Annotated in this window: 15 protein-coding genes; 13 read left to right on the top strand and 2 right to left on the bottom strand. The window is 42.4% G+C overall.

Annotated features, from left to right (window positions below; genetic code table 11):
* Positions 1-262: 262 nt before the first annotated feature.
* The 4 genes from SWH54_16975 (at position 263) to SWH54_16960 (ending at position 4344) form a co-directional block, all read left to right on the top strand.
* The gene (locus tag SWH54_16975; GenBank protein ID MDY6792960.1) at positions 263-622 is read left to right on the top strand and encodes a DUF6516 family protein; all 360 of its coding nucleotides are present in this window, start codon (positions 263-265) and stop codon (positions 620-622) included.
* Positions 623-642: 20 nt separating this feature from the next.
* Positions 643-1017, top strand: a complete 375-nt coding sequence (locus SWH54_16970) for a transcriptional regulator (protein MDY6792959.1) — start codon at positions 643-645, stop codon at positions 1015-1017.
* A gap of 256 nt (positions 1018-1273) precedes the next feature.
* Entirely contained in the window at positions 1274-2851 is a 1578-nt protein-coding gene (locus tag SWH54_16965; protein ID MDY6792958.1) for an FGGY-family carbohydrate kinase, read from the top strand.
* Between the two features lie 14 nt (positions 2852-2865).
* Positions 2866-4344, top strand: a complete 1479-nt coding sequence (locus tag SWH54_16960) for an aminotransferase class V-fold PLP-dependent enzyme (GenBank protein MDY6792957.1) — start codon at positions 2866-2868, stop codon at positions 4342-4344.
* Between the two features lie 404 nt (positions 4345-4748).
* Here SWH54_16960 and SWH54_16955 read toward each other — a convergent pair whose 3' ends face one another.
* The gene (locus tag SWH54_16955) at positions 4749-5018 is read right to left on the bottom strand and encodes a hypothetical protein (GenBank protein ID MDY6792956.1); all 270 of its coding nucleotides are present in this window, start codon (positions 5016-5018) and stop codon (positions 4749-4751) included.
* 143 nt (positions 5019-5161) lie between these two features.
* Complete coding sequence (locus SWH54_16950) at positions 5162-5464, bottom strand: hypothetical protein (protein MDY6792955.1); 303 nt, start codon at positions 5462-5464, stop codon at positions 5162-5164.
* A gap of 238 nt (positions 5465-5702) precedes the next feature.
* Here SWH54_16950 and priA point away from each other — a divergent pair, with 238 nt between their 5' ends.
* The 9 genes from priA (at position 5703) to SWH54_16905 (ending at position 16913) form a co-directional block, all read left to right on the top strand.
* Positions 5703-8144, top strand: a complete 2442-nt coding sequence (gene priA / locus SWH54_16945) for a primosomal protein N' (protein ID MDY6792954.1) — start codon at positions 5703-5705, stop codon at positions 8142-8144.
* Between the two features lie 122 nt (positions 8145-8266).
* The gene (locus tag SWH54_16940) at positions 8267-8764 is read left to right on the top strand and encodes a YfcE family phosphodiesterase (GenBank protein ID MDY6792953.1); all 498 of its coding nucleotides are present in this window, start codon (positions 8267-8269) and stop codon (positions 8762-8764) included.
* Positions 8765-8947: 183 nt separating this feature from the next.
* Positions 8948-9694 (top strand): DUF1573 domain-containing protein, encoded by a 747-nt coding sequence (locus tag SWH54_16935; GenBank protein MDY6792952.1) that lies wholly within the window; start codon positions 8948-8950, stop codon positions 9692-9694.
* A complete protein-coding gene (locus SWH54_16930; GenBank protein ID MDY6792951.1) occupies positions 9695-10342 on the top strand; it encodes an HAD family hydrolase in 648 nt (215 codons plus the stop codon).
* Positions 10343-10347: 5 nt separating this feature from the next.
* A complete protein-coding gene (locus SWH54_16925) occupies positions 10348-12654 on the top strand; it encodes a DUF3160 domain-containing protein (GenBank protein ID MDY6792950.1) in 2307 nt (768 codons plus the stop codon).
* A gap of 637 nt (positions 12655-13291) precedes the next feature.
* Positions 13292-13522 (top strand): hypothetical protein, encoded by a 231-nt coding sequence (locus SWH54_16920; GenBank protein ID MDY6792949.1) that lies wholly within the window; start codon positions 13292-13294, stop codon positions 13520-13522.
* Between the two features lie 29 nt (positions 13523-13551).
* On the top strand, positions 13552-14535 hold the full coding sequence (locus SWH54_16915; protein ID MDY6792948.1) for a hypothetical protein: 984 nt from the start codon (positions 13552-13554) through the stop codon (positions 14533-14535).
* 10 nt (positions 14536-14545) lie between these two features.
* Positions 14546-15586 (top strand): hypothetical protein, encoded by a 1041-nt coding sequence (locus SWH54_16910; GenBank protein MDY6792947.1) that lies wholly within the window; start codon positions 14546-14548, stop codon positions 15584-15586.
* A gap of 637 nt (positions 15587-16223) precedes the next feature.
* Positions 16224-16913 (top strand): hypothetical protein, encoded by a 690-nt coding sequence (locus SWH54_16905; GenBank protein MDY6792946.1) that lies wholly within the window; start codon positions 16224-16226, stop codon positions 16911-16913.
* Positions 16914-17013: the final 100 nt, after the last annotated feature.

Genomic DNA, 17013 nt, shown 5'->3' with positions numbered 1-17013 from the left:
TAAAAGTCATCGAATTGACAAAGAACAATGAAACTGAATTACTTTATCGTAACATTTGTACTACTCTAAACGAAAATGAATTTAAAAAAGCAGCATAAGTTTTCGCTCAATTGGGGTAAAACTGTTGGAAAATAAGTAATCAACATATCAAGGATGTCCCGCAAGCCGATAAGTGGCTTAAGGGACAGAATTATATGTTTTATTTTATTAAAGCTGAAAGACCTTGACAAAGTTATCACCCGGTGATAAGTTAAGAACAAAAATGATCAAAAGCAAATATTCTAAAGAAGACGCTTCACTAGATACTTTATTGGATTTGGATGGTGAGGTCTTCCCAATGGATAATGGCTATTGGACTAAATTTAAGGCATCCAGAGTTGCGCCTACGCCGCAAATTCCTCATGGAATCAGATATTCATTAACACTGCATGATCGTAATAATACTCGAATCTTAGGGTTTGACAATGCACATACTCTTAAACCAAAGAGAAAGAATTACGGGGCCCGTAAGATAAGCTGGGATCATAAGCACAAAATAGAGAGAGTCTACACTTACGAATTCCAATCAGCGAGCCAACTTATAGAGGATTTCTGGAAAGCCGTAGAAGAAATAATAAAATAGATTGAAATGAAGGTGATATAATGGCTAAAAAAGTATTGAAGATAGGGATTATTTCCCGGGAGGATTATAAAAAACGAACAATTGCAATTGCGAAGGGGGAATATAAGCTCAGGAAAAGTGAACCAAAAATCTGGTTTGAATCAATACAATCAATGGCACAGGTTCTCAGTAGTGAGAATCAAAAGCTGCTTAGAATAATAAAAGAACAAAACCCGGCATCTCTGAAAGAGCTAGAATTAGTATCAGGCAGAAAGCGCAGCAACCTGTCCCGAACATTAAATACAATGTCTCGATACGGTATAATTGATTTGATCAAAGAGAAGCGAAGGTTAAAGCCGGTTGTAAAGGCGACGGATTTTAAAGTTGAGTTTGGGGCATCTTTCGTCTTTCGGTAACTGATAGTACTTTTTGGAAAGTCCGGCGTAACAGTTTAGTATTTATAAGGTGATAAAATTTAAGTTAATTTTTGTGATTGGCCAAACAAATCGGTCAGATGACTGTTTTTCCTTTCCTACACTGAAATCATAAAATAGCGAACTTTGCTGGATCAATTCTCTTTAAGTGACGAATGGTAGTATTCAGACAAATCTTGTTTATTTCTTCCAATCATGCTTACATACAGATACGCCGAATTCTTCAAAGGAAGGACTAATGTCTTCTGCTGTAAAGTATGTACTTGCCATTGATCTAGGCACTTCCGGACCCAAGGTTGCCCTTGTCTCTGTATGGGGAGACATTCTTGACCATGAATTTGAAAAGACGGATACGATCTTTCTGCCCGACGGCGGGGTGGAAGAAAACCCGGATGACTGGTGGAATGCTATTGTTCAGGCCACCACCAGACTTTTGGCTAAAACGGGTGTCCCAACCGATGATATCATAGCCATCTGCTCCACCGCCCAGTGGTCCGGAACCGTGGCAGTGGATGAAAAAGGAAATCCCCTGATGAATGCCATCACCTGGATGGATTCCAGGGGGGCATCCCAGGTAAAACAGATCACACAGGGCCTGATTAAAATTGAAGGCTATGGGATTACAAAACTTTATAAATGGCTGAAACTCACCGGAGGTATTCCCTTAAGATCCGGTAAAGACTCCATTGCCCATATTCTTTTTATTAAAAAGAAATTTCCCGATATTTATAAAAACACCTTTAAATTCCTGGAACCCAAGGATTATTTAAACCTGAAACTGACCGGAAAATTTTATGCTTCCCATGAATCCATTACTCTGCACTGGGTCACCGATAACAGGGATATCCATCATATCCGCTATGATGACGACTTGATAAAGATGGCCGGTATTTCACGGGATAAACTACCCGAATTGAAAGCGGCCAACGATATCATCGGTACGGTGAAAAAGGAAATTGCCCGGGAGCTGGGGCTTCATACATCCATCCGGGTGGTGATGGGAACACCGGATATCCATTCTGCGGCCATTGGATCCGGCGCCATTGACGATTTTGCCGGTCATCTTTATGTGGGTACCTCCGGATGGCTGTTGTGCCATCTTCCCTATAAAAAGACAGACCTTTTCCACAATATGGGGGCCCTTCCCGCTGCCATCCCCGGTAAATACCTGCTGGTTAATGAACAGGATATCGCAGGAGAAGCGCTGAACTTTTTAAAACACAATATCATTTTCCCGGAAGATGAGCTGGCCCCTCCCACCGGAGTAGGAGATATTCATCAGGCATTTAACACCATGGCTGCGAAAATTCCTCCAGGATGTGACAACCTTATCTTTACCCCATGGCTAAATGGCGAAAGATCCCCGGTGGAAGACCGGCATATAAGGTCCGGTTTTTACAACATGGGTTTAAATACCACTCGGTCCCACCTGGTCCGGGCGGTGTTTGAAGGCGTGGCGTTTAATGCCAATTGGCTGCTCAAATATGTGGAAAAATTCATTAAAAAGAAGATGGACCCCATCAACATCATCGGCGGCGGCGCCCAATCCGATCTGTGGTGCCAGATACATGCCGATATAATGAACCGAACCATCCGAAGGGTCAAACACCCGATCCAGGCCAACATAAGGGGCGCAGGGCTTTTAGGGTCTGTTGCCCTCGGATATCTTACATTTAACGACATACCGGAAAAAACCGAATATGACTCGGTTTTCAACCCCAACCCGAAAACCGGAAAACTGTATAAAAAATTATTTAAGCAATATCAGGCCATTTATAAACAAAACAAAAAAATACATAAAAGATTAAACCAATGATGATGGAAAAATTAATGAAGCTGATTCCCCCAAAGCTGGCGGGATTTGCGGAAAAGCACTTAAAAAAAATACCCTATGTGAAGAACAGGATCGACCGCGAGATTGATGGTGTTATGAAAGATCTGGAAACCTCATTAAAACCGTATAAAGATACCTTCCAATCCCACACCCGTCTGCCGCAAACACCGCTTGAAAGAGATGATATCATCCGTCAGATCGGTGAAATGAACACCAAAGAGGAGGGTAAATGGAAAGGGGGGTATGTCTCCGGAGCCGTTTACCATGGAAACCAGGAGCATATTGAATTTTTAAACCGAGTCTATGCCGTCACCTCCCAAAGCAACCCGTTGCATTCCGATCTCTGGCCCAGTGCCTCCAAGTTTGAAGCGGAAATCATTGCAATGACCGCTTCCATGCTTTCGTCCCAACAGACCGATGACCTCATCTGCGGCACGGTCACATCCGGCGGAACTGAAAGCATTCTTCTGGCCATGAAAACCTACCGGGATTTTGCCAGAGCAAAAAGAAACATAAAAAAACCGGAACTCATTGTGCCGGTGACTGCCCATGCTGCCTTTGACAAGGCCTGTCAGTATTTTAACATCAAAATGAAACGTATTCCGGTTAACGATCATTACCAGGCCGATCTTTCCAAACTAGAAAAGACCATCAACAAAAACACCATTGCCATCATTGGTTCCGCGCCGTCCTTTCCGCACGGGACCATTGATCCCATCGAAGAGATGTCAGCCATTGCACTGGAACATCACATCGGTTTTCACACCGACGCATGCTTGGGAGGGTTTGTGCTTCCATTTGCCGAAAAATTAGGCTTTGAGGTGCCGCCGTTTGATTTCAGGCTTAAAGGGGTGGCCTCCATGTCAGCCGATACCCACAAGTACGGGTATGCGGCCAAAGGCACCTCGGTGGTTATGTATCGCGGCCAAGAACTCAGACATTTTCAATTCTATACGGCCACTGACTGGCCGGGGGGTCTTTATTTTTCGCCTACATTTGCCGGGAGCAGACCGGGTGCATTGAGTGCGGCCTGCTGGGCATCACTGCTTTCCACCGGTGAAAAGGGGTATTTGGATGCCACCGGAAAAATAATGAAGACTGCCGGCGAAATAAAACAGGGCATCAGCGATATTCCGGAACTATATATTTTGGGGAAACCGCTGTGGGTGATTGCCTTTGGATCGAAAGAGCTGAACATTTACCGGGTGCTTGATGAAATGACCCAAAAAGGCTGGAGCCTCAACGGCCTGCACCACCCTTCCTGTGTTCATATCGCCATTACCTTGCGACATACACAGAAAGGGGTGGGCCAAAGGTTTATTGAAGACTTGAAACAAAGTGTTGAAACAGTCAAAACCACACCGGATACGAAAAAAGGCATGGCCCCTGTATACGGGATGGCCGCCACCCTTCCTGCCAGGGGAATTGTCAGCGATATCCTGAAAAAATATCTGGATACTTATTATAAGGCGTGAACGGACAGCAAAAAAAATATTTCCGCTTACCTCCTGAAGTCTAAGGTTCGTCCGGTAAATAGCCTGTGTGCCCGGTACCAGACTTAACAAATGAGATTGGTATCGTACACGCCCCCTATCTTCTCAGTTAAACCGATACAGGCAGAGACGATCCACGTCGCCGTGGGATTCTGCCCATTGGGGCTGGTTCGAATCTAATCTCAGTCTGCCTCAGGCAGACCGTACGTTTATTTACAGGTAAGATTGTATAGTCCGGTACCGGGCACACAGGCTATTTACCGGACGAACCGAACTAAGATGGAAAAACGACTGTTTGTTTGTAATGAATATGGTTCGTTTTGATCATTTACCACGGAATATTGTTGAGAAACAGTGGAAGGATAGCTGGCTGTGAGCAAGCCCCATCAGATTTGTTTGCCATTGATATGAACCACGACCTGATGGTGATCATCCATGGAAAGCTCGACATGATCATCGCAATGACCGGCAAGCTCGGGGTGGGTGCTCCTTAACTTACCGAAATCAAGGGTTTTAAGGGCGTGTTGCAGGATTTCGATCTGTTTTTCCCTACGATCCTTATCGTCTGCTTTGAAATATTTTAACACAGCCTGATTATAGAGTCTTTTTGTTTCCGTTTCAATACAATGCCGGGAAAGATTTAGTTGGATTTTCACTAGAGATTTGCCGGTTTAACAACGTTTTCCGCTTGCAAGGTTTTTCAAGATTAAGCCGAAGTTCCTTACCTGGTGAACGGGGGAAGGCGATCCTGTCAAGGCGGGGTTAAATTGGTATATTATGCATCTATTAGTTCATCGCGTTAAAATTCTCCCAGGGGCCTTACAAAGGAATATTTTGCAGGCTTTACCACCATGCTCCTTGCTGCGGCTTTGATATTTCCGCCAATGGCAGAAAATGGAAGTGTGACCACAAAGAAAGCTGAACCGGCCACCAGGGCAACAATGGCAATGGGTCTGACTAAAACAAAATCGGCGATCATGGCACCCGCACTGGGATCTTGTTTTTCAAAATCAACGCTCGCTATGGCCGCAGAGCCGAACGGAACAAATAAAAGGGCTGCAATCAGAAAGAAAGCCGTGGATTGTTTTACCATTTTATGCATATAAACCTCCCTTATATAAATCGCACTGAGATTTTATTATAATCAATTATAAGCTGCCTGGCAATAATTATTAGTATTCACAGGAAATATATTTAGTATAACCTAAAAAAAGGCAGCCTGTGTGTCAAGAAAAAATCGTTTTCAGTAAAAATCTTAATCTGTTTTGCCGACTCAGTGAAATAACCCCATTCAGCTGGGCCGGACGAAAATAACCGAATTTGAAACAGCCAATGACTCGATGACCACCCATTCAACATATATAGATGTGGCAGTCGCCCTACCGGTGTATCAAACTTACACTTACGCAGTTCCGCAATCTCTTGTTTCTTTTATCGCAGTGGGGAAAAGGGTTCTGGTTCCTTTCAGGAGGCGAAGGGTTACCGGATATATTCTAAATCAAAGTGAGCAAACAGATCGAAAGGAAATAAAACTGATTTTCGATGTGCTTGATGATGAACCTCTTTTTCCTTCGTCCATGATACCGTTTTTCATTTGGATTGCAGACTATTATATACATCCTGTTGGAGAGGTCATCAAGTGCGCCCTCCCCGGCGGTTTGAATATTTACGATTATATCACCCTATCCATTTCCAAGGAAGGAGAGAAAGCTGTTGAGAAAAATTTAACCACTGCGGTGGAAAAAGAAATTTTAAATCTTCTCAAACAAAAACCGTTGCGCTTAAAAGGTCTTGGTAGAAAAATGAAAAGGGAAATTCCCAGCGCTTTGTTATATTCCATGAAGGACCGCGGATGGATTATAAGCAGAAGGGAGTTAAGCGCCGGTGGAACACGGCCATTGATGGAGCGGTACGTCTCATTAAACACCCCCTGTCCTTCCTGTGAAGGGCTGTCAGCCCCGAGAAAAAAGATTGTCGATATAATAAAATCAGAAAGCCCGGTTTCGCTGAAAAATTTAAAAACGAAAGTTCCATCCGCATCCCGATTGATTAAGCCGTTGGAGCAGACCGGATACATAACCATTTTTGAGAAAAGGGCATACCGAGATCCCTTTGGGGATACGATAGAGGCGGACGAGTCCTTACAGCTGACGGCGGAACAGGAAACAGTCGTTTCCCAGGTGGCAGACCGCCTGGGAAACGGATACGCCACATATCTTTTGGCCGGGGTTACCGGAAGCGGTAAGACGGAAGTTTATATGCAGCTGGCAGCCAAGGCCATCAAAAAAGGTTACAGCGTTTTGGTGCTCATTCCGGAAATTGCGCTTATCTCCCAGATGGAACGAAGATTCAGGGCACGGTTTGGAGAATGTGTGGCTGTTCTTCACAGCGGTCTTTCCGCCGGTGAGCGGTATGACCAATGGATGCGCATTGCCCGCAAGGAGGTCACGATCGCCATCGGGGCCAGATCTGCTGTGTTTTCGCCTTTTTCCCATATCGGGTTGATTATCGTGGACGAAGAACACGATACATCTTACAAGCAGGAGGGAAGCCTCCGCTATCATGCCAGAGACCTTGCGGTGGTCAGAGCAAAACAAAGCAGCGCCATTGCCCTGCTTGGATCCGCCACCCCCTCTATCCAGTCGTACTACAATGTGAAAACGAAGAAATTCATTGAGCTGAACCTGAAAAACCGGGTGGAGAAACGACCACTTCCGGAAATCCAAATGGTTGACCTGCGTCATAGCAGGGATAAGCGGGGTTTCAGACGGTTTATCACCCCGGAGCTTTATAAGGCAATGACCCAGGCGATTAGCCAGGGGGAACAGGTACTGCTTTTTTTAAACCGGCGCGGTTTTGCAAGTTTTCCTGTTTGTGGGACATGCGGTGAAGCGGTACGATGTAAAAACTGTGACATTTCCCTGACACTGCATCAAAAATCCAACGCATATAAATGTCATTACTGCGGCTTTACCAGGGCTTTCGCTTCAAGCTGCCAGGCCTGCGGTTCTAATAAAATTGTACAGTTGGGACTCGGTACGGAAAAGGTTGAGGCCGCTGTGGCCGGCCTTTTCCCGGATGCCGGGATAAAAAGAATGGATCGTGATACCACCACACGCAAGGGTGCCATCATAAAACTGCTGAAAGGGCTGAGGAAAGGAACCATAGATATCCTGGTGGGAACCCAGATGGTCACCAAGGGTCATGATTTCCCCAATATTACACTGGTGGGAATCATTTGCGCTGATTTATCGTTAAATTTTCCCGATTTTCGCGCCGGGGAGCGCACATTCCAACTTCTGGCGCAGGTGGCAGGAAGGGCGGGCAGGGGAGACGTTCCGGGCAAGGTGATTTTACAGACCTATAACCCGGAGCACTTCAGTATTATTGCCGCAAGGAATCAGGACTTTAAGGCCTTTTACCAAACTGAAATCGGCTTCAGACAGGCGCTGAATTACCCCCCATTTTCCAGGATGGTCCAGCTTAAAATTTCAGGGAAGAATCCACAACAAACCCGACAGCATGCCCAGGTCCTGGGGGATCTTTGCCGAAACGTGCAGGCCGATCATCCCTCTTTTTTAAAATCCGTTGAAATATTGGGCCCCATTGAAGCTTCTATTCCAAGAATCGCCCGGAGGTACCGGTGGCAGATCCTGTTAAAGGGTATGGGGGCGAAACCGCTTCACCAGTTTATCCTCAGGGTGTTGCTTAACAATAGTGCCCAGTTCAGGAACCGTTACGTCAAGGTGGTGGTTGACGTGGACCCGGTTTTTATGATGTGACGGTCGGGTTACGGGTTGCGGGTTGCGAGTTGCGAGTTGCGGGTTGCGAGTTGCGGGGTGAAGGATATTTTAATATATGGTTTAAATTTCGGATCCTTCAATGAATTGAAAGTGAGGAAAATATGCTTATTGCAGTAATGAGTGACAGCCATGATCATATATGGAATTTGCAAAAGGCCCTGGGTTTTATAAAGGAGAGGGATGCCGGGATGATTATCCACTGCGGTGATTTTGTGGCTCCGTTCATGCTAAAGGAGCTGGAAGGAGCAGGTGTGCCGGTTCACGGGGTTTTTGGCAATAATGATGGAGACCAGTACCTGTTAACGAAATTTTCTTTAACCGTGTTTTCCCACATTACTCTTCATGGGATCATCGGCCAGGTGGATATAGACGAATTTACCATCGGATTCACCCATCAGGGAATGGTGGCCGAAGGCCTGGCCGCAGGCGGAAAATACCAAATGGTATGTTTCGGACACTCTCATGAGTATTTACTGAAAAATATCGGACAGACCATTCTGCTAAATCCGGGTGAAATTATGGGGAAAGAGGGCAGCCCCGGATTTTGCCTGGTAAATACGAAAACAAAAAAGGTGGAACGGGTGGAACTGGCCGGTTGACTGTTTTCAGTTGACGATTGAAGATTATTGTATTAAATTTGGCTTTTACAACTAGTTGAGGGATCGGGGCGCTTCCCCGAACGAACTGAGTGGAGATTGAAAACTCCCAGATCCCTCACTTAACTTATCCACATATAAAAATTTAGATGATACCGCTTGGCGGGATCTTTTTCAGGAGTTTTTATGAAACCAAAGACGTTTTTATCAGCATGTATTCTTTTTTTCATTTTAATACCGTTTTCTTTCGGAGCAGGAGGCAAACAGGCTACAGACACATCGCCTAAAGGGCCGTCTGTATTTTTCCCCTCAGCAAAGTACGAGTTTTCACCGGTTGCAGAAGGAATTGTGGTAAGGCATCCGTTCATTGTGCAAAACAAAGGCGACGGAACCCTGCATATAAATAAAATAAGAACCGGGTGAGGGTGTTCCACTGTCTCTTACCCGAGACAGATCCCTGCCGGCGGCGAGGGAAAGATTTATATTAAAGTAAATACATACGGATATGGGGGAAGAAGACTGAGCAAAACCATATCGGTGCAAACAAATGATAAACGAAGACCAATCACCAGCCTGGTCATTGCCGGGAGAGTTGATAAATTCTTTACCCTGTCACCGAGCATGGTCAAGCTTCAGGGCCGTGTGGGGGAACAGATAAAGCACACCATTAACATAGCTCCCAATAGAAAATATCCCTTTAAAATCATTCATGCCAGGGCTAAGGTGGGGAAAAATATACGCTATGAGCTTAAACCGGTGAAGCATTCGGGCGGGGAAAACTACCTGTTGTATGTTGAAAATCTGAAGAAGCAGAAAGGTCGATATTACGACATCATTTACCTGAAAACCAACAGAAGACCTTTGCCGGAGATAATCATTCGGGTGCAAGGCAATATTACCGACATCGGATCAAAAAGTAATACACAGACATAGATGGAAAAAATTAAAGTTGTGGCCTTTGACTGTGACGGGGTCCTTTTCGATACAAAAAAGGCCAACATGGCTTATTATAACCAGGTGCTTAACCATTTTGACCTGCCTGCCATGACCAAGGAACAGTTTGTTTTCACCCAGATGCACACGGTGGACCAATCCCTTGCCTATCTGTTTGAAGATAAAACCACGCTTGAATCCGCCCAGACCTATCGAAAAAGATTAAGCTATATTCCGTTTCTCAAGTTTATGGAAATAGAGCCCTGCCTTAAACCGTTGCTCCAAAAGCTGAGACCTGCTTTTAAAACCGCGATAGCCACTAACCGGACGGATACGATGGACAGAGTGTTGGTTGAGCACGACCTGACCGAGTTTTTTGACCTGGTCGTCACCGCATCCGATGTGAAGCGACCCAAGCCCCATCCTGAACCCCTGGTAAAAATTATTGAGCATTTCAGTGTAAGGCCGCAGCAGATGATTTATGTGGGAGATTCGAAACTGGACGAATCAGCGGCAAATGCGGCCGGAGTGGTCATGGTGGCCTATAACAACAGATCCCTTTCGGCTGACTTTCATATAGACAGCCTGAAACAACTGGAAGATGTTCTTTGTCTAAGCAATAGCGATAAGGCTGCGGCAAAAAGGTAACGCCTGTGCGACGATTGTTTACAGTTTTTCTTTTTACGATTATTTTCCTGCTCATTGGCGTCCCGGGAGGGTGGCCGCTGCCGTATGTTGATATTTTGGGAGATGAACAGGAAAAAAACTCAACAAAACCGGAAGATATCTACCACGTCGAACAGCTCAACCGGGATAAAATTTTGATCACCCGGCAGAGTTATCAGCAGATTTTTGAACCCTACCTAAATCCGAATTCATCCATTTTTATTACTTCCGATACCGTATTGAGTGCTTTCCATGTGTTGTTTGCCCAGTCGATTGCAGACATGGAGCAGGTAAACGCCAACCGTGCTCTGGATGTTATAAAGCTGATCTGGCGGGAGATTGCACCACCACAGGAAAAAACCGGCCAAATTCCTCCTCAACATAAGTCGGAACAAAAAACAGCTCCGGCATCCATAAAAGAAAAATCAGCTGCAGATGATTTGGAACATCATTTTACTGTAATGATGGATGCCGCCCGAAAACGGGCGCAGATCATCATTGCGGTCGCGGTTAAGCTTTTGGGAGATACAGACATCCATCTTGATGAACCCTTAAATAAGATGGTGGAAAACGAAGTCAACAAGATCATTTTAGCAGAAGGAATCGAAATGCCCGAGTGGACCGGTGTTTCCGATTCCGAATCGTTGAAGCTTGATTATTCGATCTTCAGACCCCGTGGACTTTATCAAAAGTCAGAACTGCTCAGGCGGTATTTTAGGATATTGACCTGGTTTCAGTCGATTCCCTTCCGGGTGGAAAATGATGAAGAGCTTCTTTCCATTCTGATACTGGGTAAAAGCTTAAATGCCTCGTATGCGGATGATTTTTTAAAACGAAAGCAAATAGAAAAATTTTTCCGGTATTATCGGGAGCTGACCGGGCAGCCCAATGACTGGGATCTGCTGTTTGCCTCGCAGATTACTAGGGACAGGCCCGGTGACCTTGAGAAAATAAGAGAATACCTGGTCAAAAAAGTGGCGGGTTCGGAGGAACAGCCGGAGATAGACCACCGGTTTGGAGCTGTATCAGACAATTCGCTAATCACCGATTTTAGAATTATTTCTCCATTTGGTATCCCGCATACGGTTTTATTCGAGCAAATCGGCAGTTTGGAGGAAAAACAAGCTATGTGGCCCGGTGGCCTTGGAATTTGTGTCGCGATTGGTTCCGATTTTGCCGTAAAACATCTGTTGGCTGACGATTTTAAAGATGGGGGAAAATTTTTTCCATCGGCAAACGACTTTAAACCGATCATCGAATCCGAAAGCCTGTACAATCGGTACTTGAGATGCCTGGCGGCGCTTATTGATGATGCCGAACATGACGCGCCGGAGTTTATGAGGAGCAGGCCGTGGCAGGTGAAAAGCTGCAATACGGTTCTTTCAGGATGGGTACAGTTCAGGCACGCCATGGGATTTCATACCGGGGAAAACGTTCTTTACACCGTTGAATCGTCCGGTGATATTCCGTCCGGCTTTGTCGAACCCGACCCGGAGTTTTTTGAACGACAGGGCAGCCTGGTTGAAGATATCATGAATCTGTTTGAACGAAGCGGGGCGTTTATACCCCCCAAGTATATTATTGCCAAAGACCTGAAAATATTTGCCGGGCTTATTAAACATAACCAGTATCCTCAGCCTGACGACGCCCTGACCAATCTTTCCGAAGAAGAAATATCTGCCATAAACCGATCTATGGTGAGTCTGAGAACTCTGGGAAACATCCGCTTTAACACGGAGGACCTTGCCGGAAAAAGGGAAGAGATTCATGGGAAAATTTTGTTATTTGCCGATGATATTATAAACGGCAGATACGATGATGAACCGGACTATCATGCCTTTATCCTTGAAACCAACCTCGACACCAGGAAGCTGTGGATGTCTCTGCGCCACATGTGCAAACGTCTGGAAGTACTGGCACATAAACAGCTTCGAGGCGCAAACTTCAGCAAAAAGGATCATTATTTTCTTACCGATTTTGGTGAAAAACTGGCAGCGGTGATGCTTTGCGACCGATACGGCTATCATGGTTCAAATGGGGCCGCATCGCAAATCGTTTCGCTTTATTGTAAGCCGGGAAAAAACACCTGTTGTTATTCGGGTATCGGAAGACCGCGACTGATGTATGTCCTGTATCCATATAAAGGAAAAGAAATATTATGCACCGGAGCGGTGATTCCCTACTACGAATTTGTTTCCCCCACCGGCTTGACAGATGAGCAATGGCAGAAGAGCCTCGACGGTGATGAACCTCCTGAAACTCCGGTATGGTTAAAACCCATCATCACTCCTTAAAATCGGTTTTATAATCTGCCCTGGCTTATACTTGATTTGACTTAATTGGAAAGCGGGTTAAAATTTCAATTAACAATATGATATCACAACGTTTCAGGAGTCTCCCAAAGTTTGTTGGAGGAATCCAAACTATTGAGTCAGATCAGATTCGAGGGTTTTTTCCATTACATATCACCACATGAAGAAACCGCCTTTCAACTATTTTAAATACTTCAACATATCTCTGTTTTGGTCGTTGCTGCTGTAAATGAGAGCATTTCAACATCAATCATTACTCCTTGTCCATTACCCATTTTTTTCCAAAACGAAAAATTTGTCCATTCGTAATCGCAGGTTAAAAAGAGAAATCAGGAACAAATATTGTGTTGAAAACGGCTATACAGTTCTGGTTAGTCCGCCAATCCCACTTTCAACTGCTCAACATTTACCTCATCCAAAAGTAAAATTATTAAAGATTCCCTTTTGTACAGGTCCTCTATTTCGACAAAGCCATATAATCAATGCTCGAAGCCCAATCTTCAATACAAAGCCAATCAAACGTAGCACAAATATTGCGGTTGTTTTACTAAAGTTTTTAAAAAATATCCCGATACAAATAAGAGGTCAAATTGGTCAGTCTAAATATTGATTTTTATTAATGCTGATCCACAAAACACCAATTAAAAACAACCACGTTGAGATTGAATTTATGACAATAAGAATTCCACCTGAAAACCTTTTGGATAAAATCCTCAAACTATTTGGCAAGAAAAGACGGGTAATAATGCCGGCAAAGGCTGGAAAAATCTATGATGACATAGGACCTTATGTGCAGATAAAGGCCAGAAGAGAAGGATTTTTTAAGGCCTTATTTCGTAGGGATAACTAGTCTTGTAATACAAACTTACAGGTGAAATTATGGAGTCAAATAATGAAGAAATTGTAAAAACCAATGTTGTTGATCATGAATTAAAGGAAGAATTGGTATCATCGACAAAAGATGAAAAAATTGTTTCAGGGCGTCCATTTGGAAAAGCTTTAATTATTAGATTTATATTTTTAGTATTGGCTCTTGCTGCTTTCTCAGGTACAGTTGACAAACTATCCATCAATATTATGAAACCTGTCTGGGAATATGACGAAAAGTTTCTCGAAAAATCCCTTCTCCATGCCAGTGGATACATGGCTGTTTTATTTGTGCCAAAAGCTCTTCTGTCATCTGCCGAAACTGTCGTGCTCGAGCCTTCGGTTGTGGGAAGCAAAGCTGGCAAATGGAAAGTAGGAGAGTTACTTGATCCATTATCAGATATCGTAGACGACCTCTGGGACTACATGGGTATCGTCATCATTTTTATCATGGTTCAAATTACAATTTTAAAGCTGATCGGCCTGGTTTCTCTAAAGGTTCTTTTAGGTATTGGTGCTGCGTTTTGTGTTGTACAGTATCACAAAGGAACTCTTTTTGGCAAACTGGGTTATTCTTTTATTATCCTGTCAGTAGTCACTTATTTGGTTTTCCCCTTTGTTCTCTTTATGGGCGCTAAATCTTACGAAAGCTTTCAAGTGGATAAATCTGTACGATTTTCTGAGAACTTGGGGACATTGAAAGAGAAAGCTGGTGATATTGAGATGACTTTAAGTAAGGAAAATCTCAAACAGGTAGTTAAAACGTTGGCGCAGAGTGTCAATACGGTTTGGGAATCATCGTTGGATTTTTTTATCGGTGTGTTATTGATGTTTGTTTTGATTCCATTACTTACAATGGGAATGATAATTTTTATACTTCGCCAATCTTTAAGCTACCTCGATATGCCGGAAGCAGCAGCTGGAATCGAAACCGGCACGAAAAAGGTGCTTTCCCGCATAGGTCGGCGTACTCGTAGGCGTTTTTTGCGTTTGTAAAGGAACAACCATGAATTTAAGAAGCAGTAATTCAATCTATGTATTTCTTTTCAGCTTTTTGTTTTCAATCTCACTGATCTCATGTCAGCCATCCTCAGACTCAACAGAGATTTTAAAAGAAGGAAAAAATGATTTTGAAAAAGGAAATTACAAAAATGCCATACTTAAACTTCGTCCATATGCATATTATCATCCGAAACATTATGAGGCCCATTTCGTACTTGGACATTCCTTTTTATCCTTATTATCAAATACAGAAGACGAACTGTATAAAGCACGCTATTATTTGAGTAAAGCACGCGAGTTATCCGAATCAGCAGACCAATGGCAGGCCGCAAACGAGGCTTATTTAAAAGCAAAGTCTCTTATGGGTAAGGAAGTTAAACAAAATGCAAAAGATTTGCACTCATCCGCAGAGGACGCTCTTTTATTGAACAAAAAAGGATTGGCCTTAAACCTGCTTCTAAATGCGGCAAAGATAAATATGCTCGATGAAAAATATAGTAAGGCCCAAAGAGATTTTTCATCAGGATTAGATATTGCTTTAAATATGAAAGATGAAGACAATACAGAATATTTACCTAAGCTAATTTTTGGATTGGCGACGTCATATCTTTTAGACAAAGAACCTCAAGAATGTCTTGATACAATAAAAGAACACACCAAGATTAATATATCAGCAAAACCCCAGACGGCTTTGGATTCTAATTTCCTTCATAACGCTGCAAACCTGTTATTAATTGAAGGTCAAAGAAAAACACTTACTTTATGGAAAAAAACTCTTGATAGCGAAGAGGAGCAACATTTTAAAAAAAGGTTTGATGAATTAATTCGATTTCAACAGAAAGATAGTTTGGGATTATCAAAAGGAAAGAGAATATTACTCGCCAGAGCTTGGTATTTAATTGCAGATCATTCCCATAATTTGAAGATGATCAGACAAGCTAATCAAGCTTTTCTCCAGGCCCAATCTTTATTTCTTTCTGCTGGATTGCAGGAGGAAGCACTTGATATCGGAAAAAAGGTCGCTGATTATAAAAAAACACTTTAGATTCCGAACCTAAAGAATAAATTGCCAAGTTATATCCAGGAGAAAGAAAACTTAAAAGACGGTTCCTGTTTAAAATCTTTAAAGATTCGATTGTAAAACTGTTGAATATATTTCAAGGGAAGGTTCCCAAAGACCAAGCTTAAAGGAAAGTTGGATTAACAAACTATTTTTCATAGTGTGCGAGCAGAACTCTGAACCGGCATTAAAATGTAAATAACAGAAAAGGAAGCCTTTGTTTAGGTTGTGAAAACTATGTATCACAGGTTTTTGAAGACAGCAGATGTTAAAAATTTGTTTGAGATACATCAGCTTTTAAAACGGATGGGAAAGTAAACGTATAATTACGGAGAGTGCTTTAAACGCCAATTTAACAGCTCATTATTTGCCTCATCCAAAAGCGTAATTGTTAAAGACTTCCTTTTGCCCGGATCTTCTATTTCAGCAAAACTAAATGATCAATCCCCAATCTTTAATATAGACCTAATCAAACACAATACAAATACTTCAATTAATTTACTAAAGTTTTTAATAAATATACCGATACAAATAGAAATATGATTGTCCTGTAAATAGTAAATGAATAAACTTATTTTCATGGAATTGCGGGATTGATAATCACTAAAATGGAGGATCAGCTATGAAGTTTACAAATTTTATTTTACTCATAATGATGTCAATCGTTTTTGCTTCAACAAGTTCAGCAATTGATTTTAAGAGTATTTCAAAAGAACCAAAAAAAGAAAAAAAGAAAATAGAAAAAAAATTCACTAAAGATGATATTTTTGACATAGAGAGAGCTAATATATTAAAAGCAGGCGGAGGGTATTTTCAAAGTGTTGGGTTTAATGAAATAGAAGCAGGAATGAAAATTGTTGAAGCGTTTAAAAATAGCTATAATTGTAATGTAGCAAACACAATAACAAGTAAATCAGGTTGGTATGAAAATACATATAATTTAATATTTATTTTTATGAGGGAAATTAAATATCACAATGCAGATGTATCTAAAGGAATAGAATTAGACTCTGATGATTTGAAAAAAACTAAAAAATGGCTTCCTTATGTAAAAAAACAAGCACGTTGTCCCGAATCAATTCTTAAGTTTCTCTCTGAATACGATAAGCTAACGCTCTCATTATATAAAGAAAAGTTGGTGGCTGAAAGGAAGGTTGAGCAAGCAAAAAATGAAAAAATAAAAAAGCAAAAAGATGAAAAAATAAAAAATAAAGCAAAACATGTAAATGACTTAAAAACTGGCGTTATACCCATAAAAAACATTGATGATGCCTCTATTTATTATAGTGCAAAATCATTAGTGTCCGGTTAAAATTTTATAAAAGCTTCTAACTAATTAATATAATACGATTTAGTGACGATATCAAGAGGGATCGATTTGAAATCAGCTTATTAGGCCTGATATTCCTTTC

It is taken from the genome of Thermodesulfobacteriota bacterium, assembly GCA_034189135.1.
Classification (GTDB): domain Bacteria; phylum Desulfobacterota; class Desulfobacteria; order Desulfobacterales; family JAUWMJ01; genus JAUWMJ01.
The sequence above is the reverse complement of the archived record's forward strand: the minus strand, read 5'-3'. Positions and strand labels throughout refer to the sequence as shown.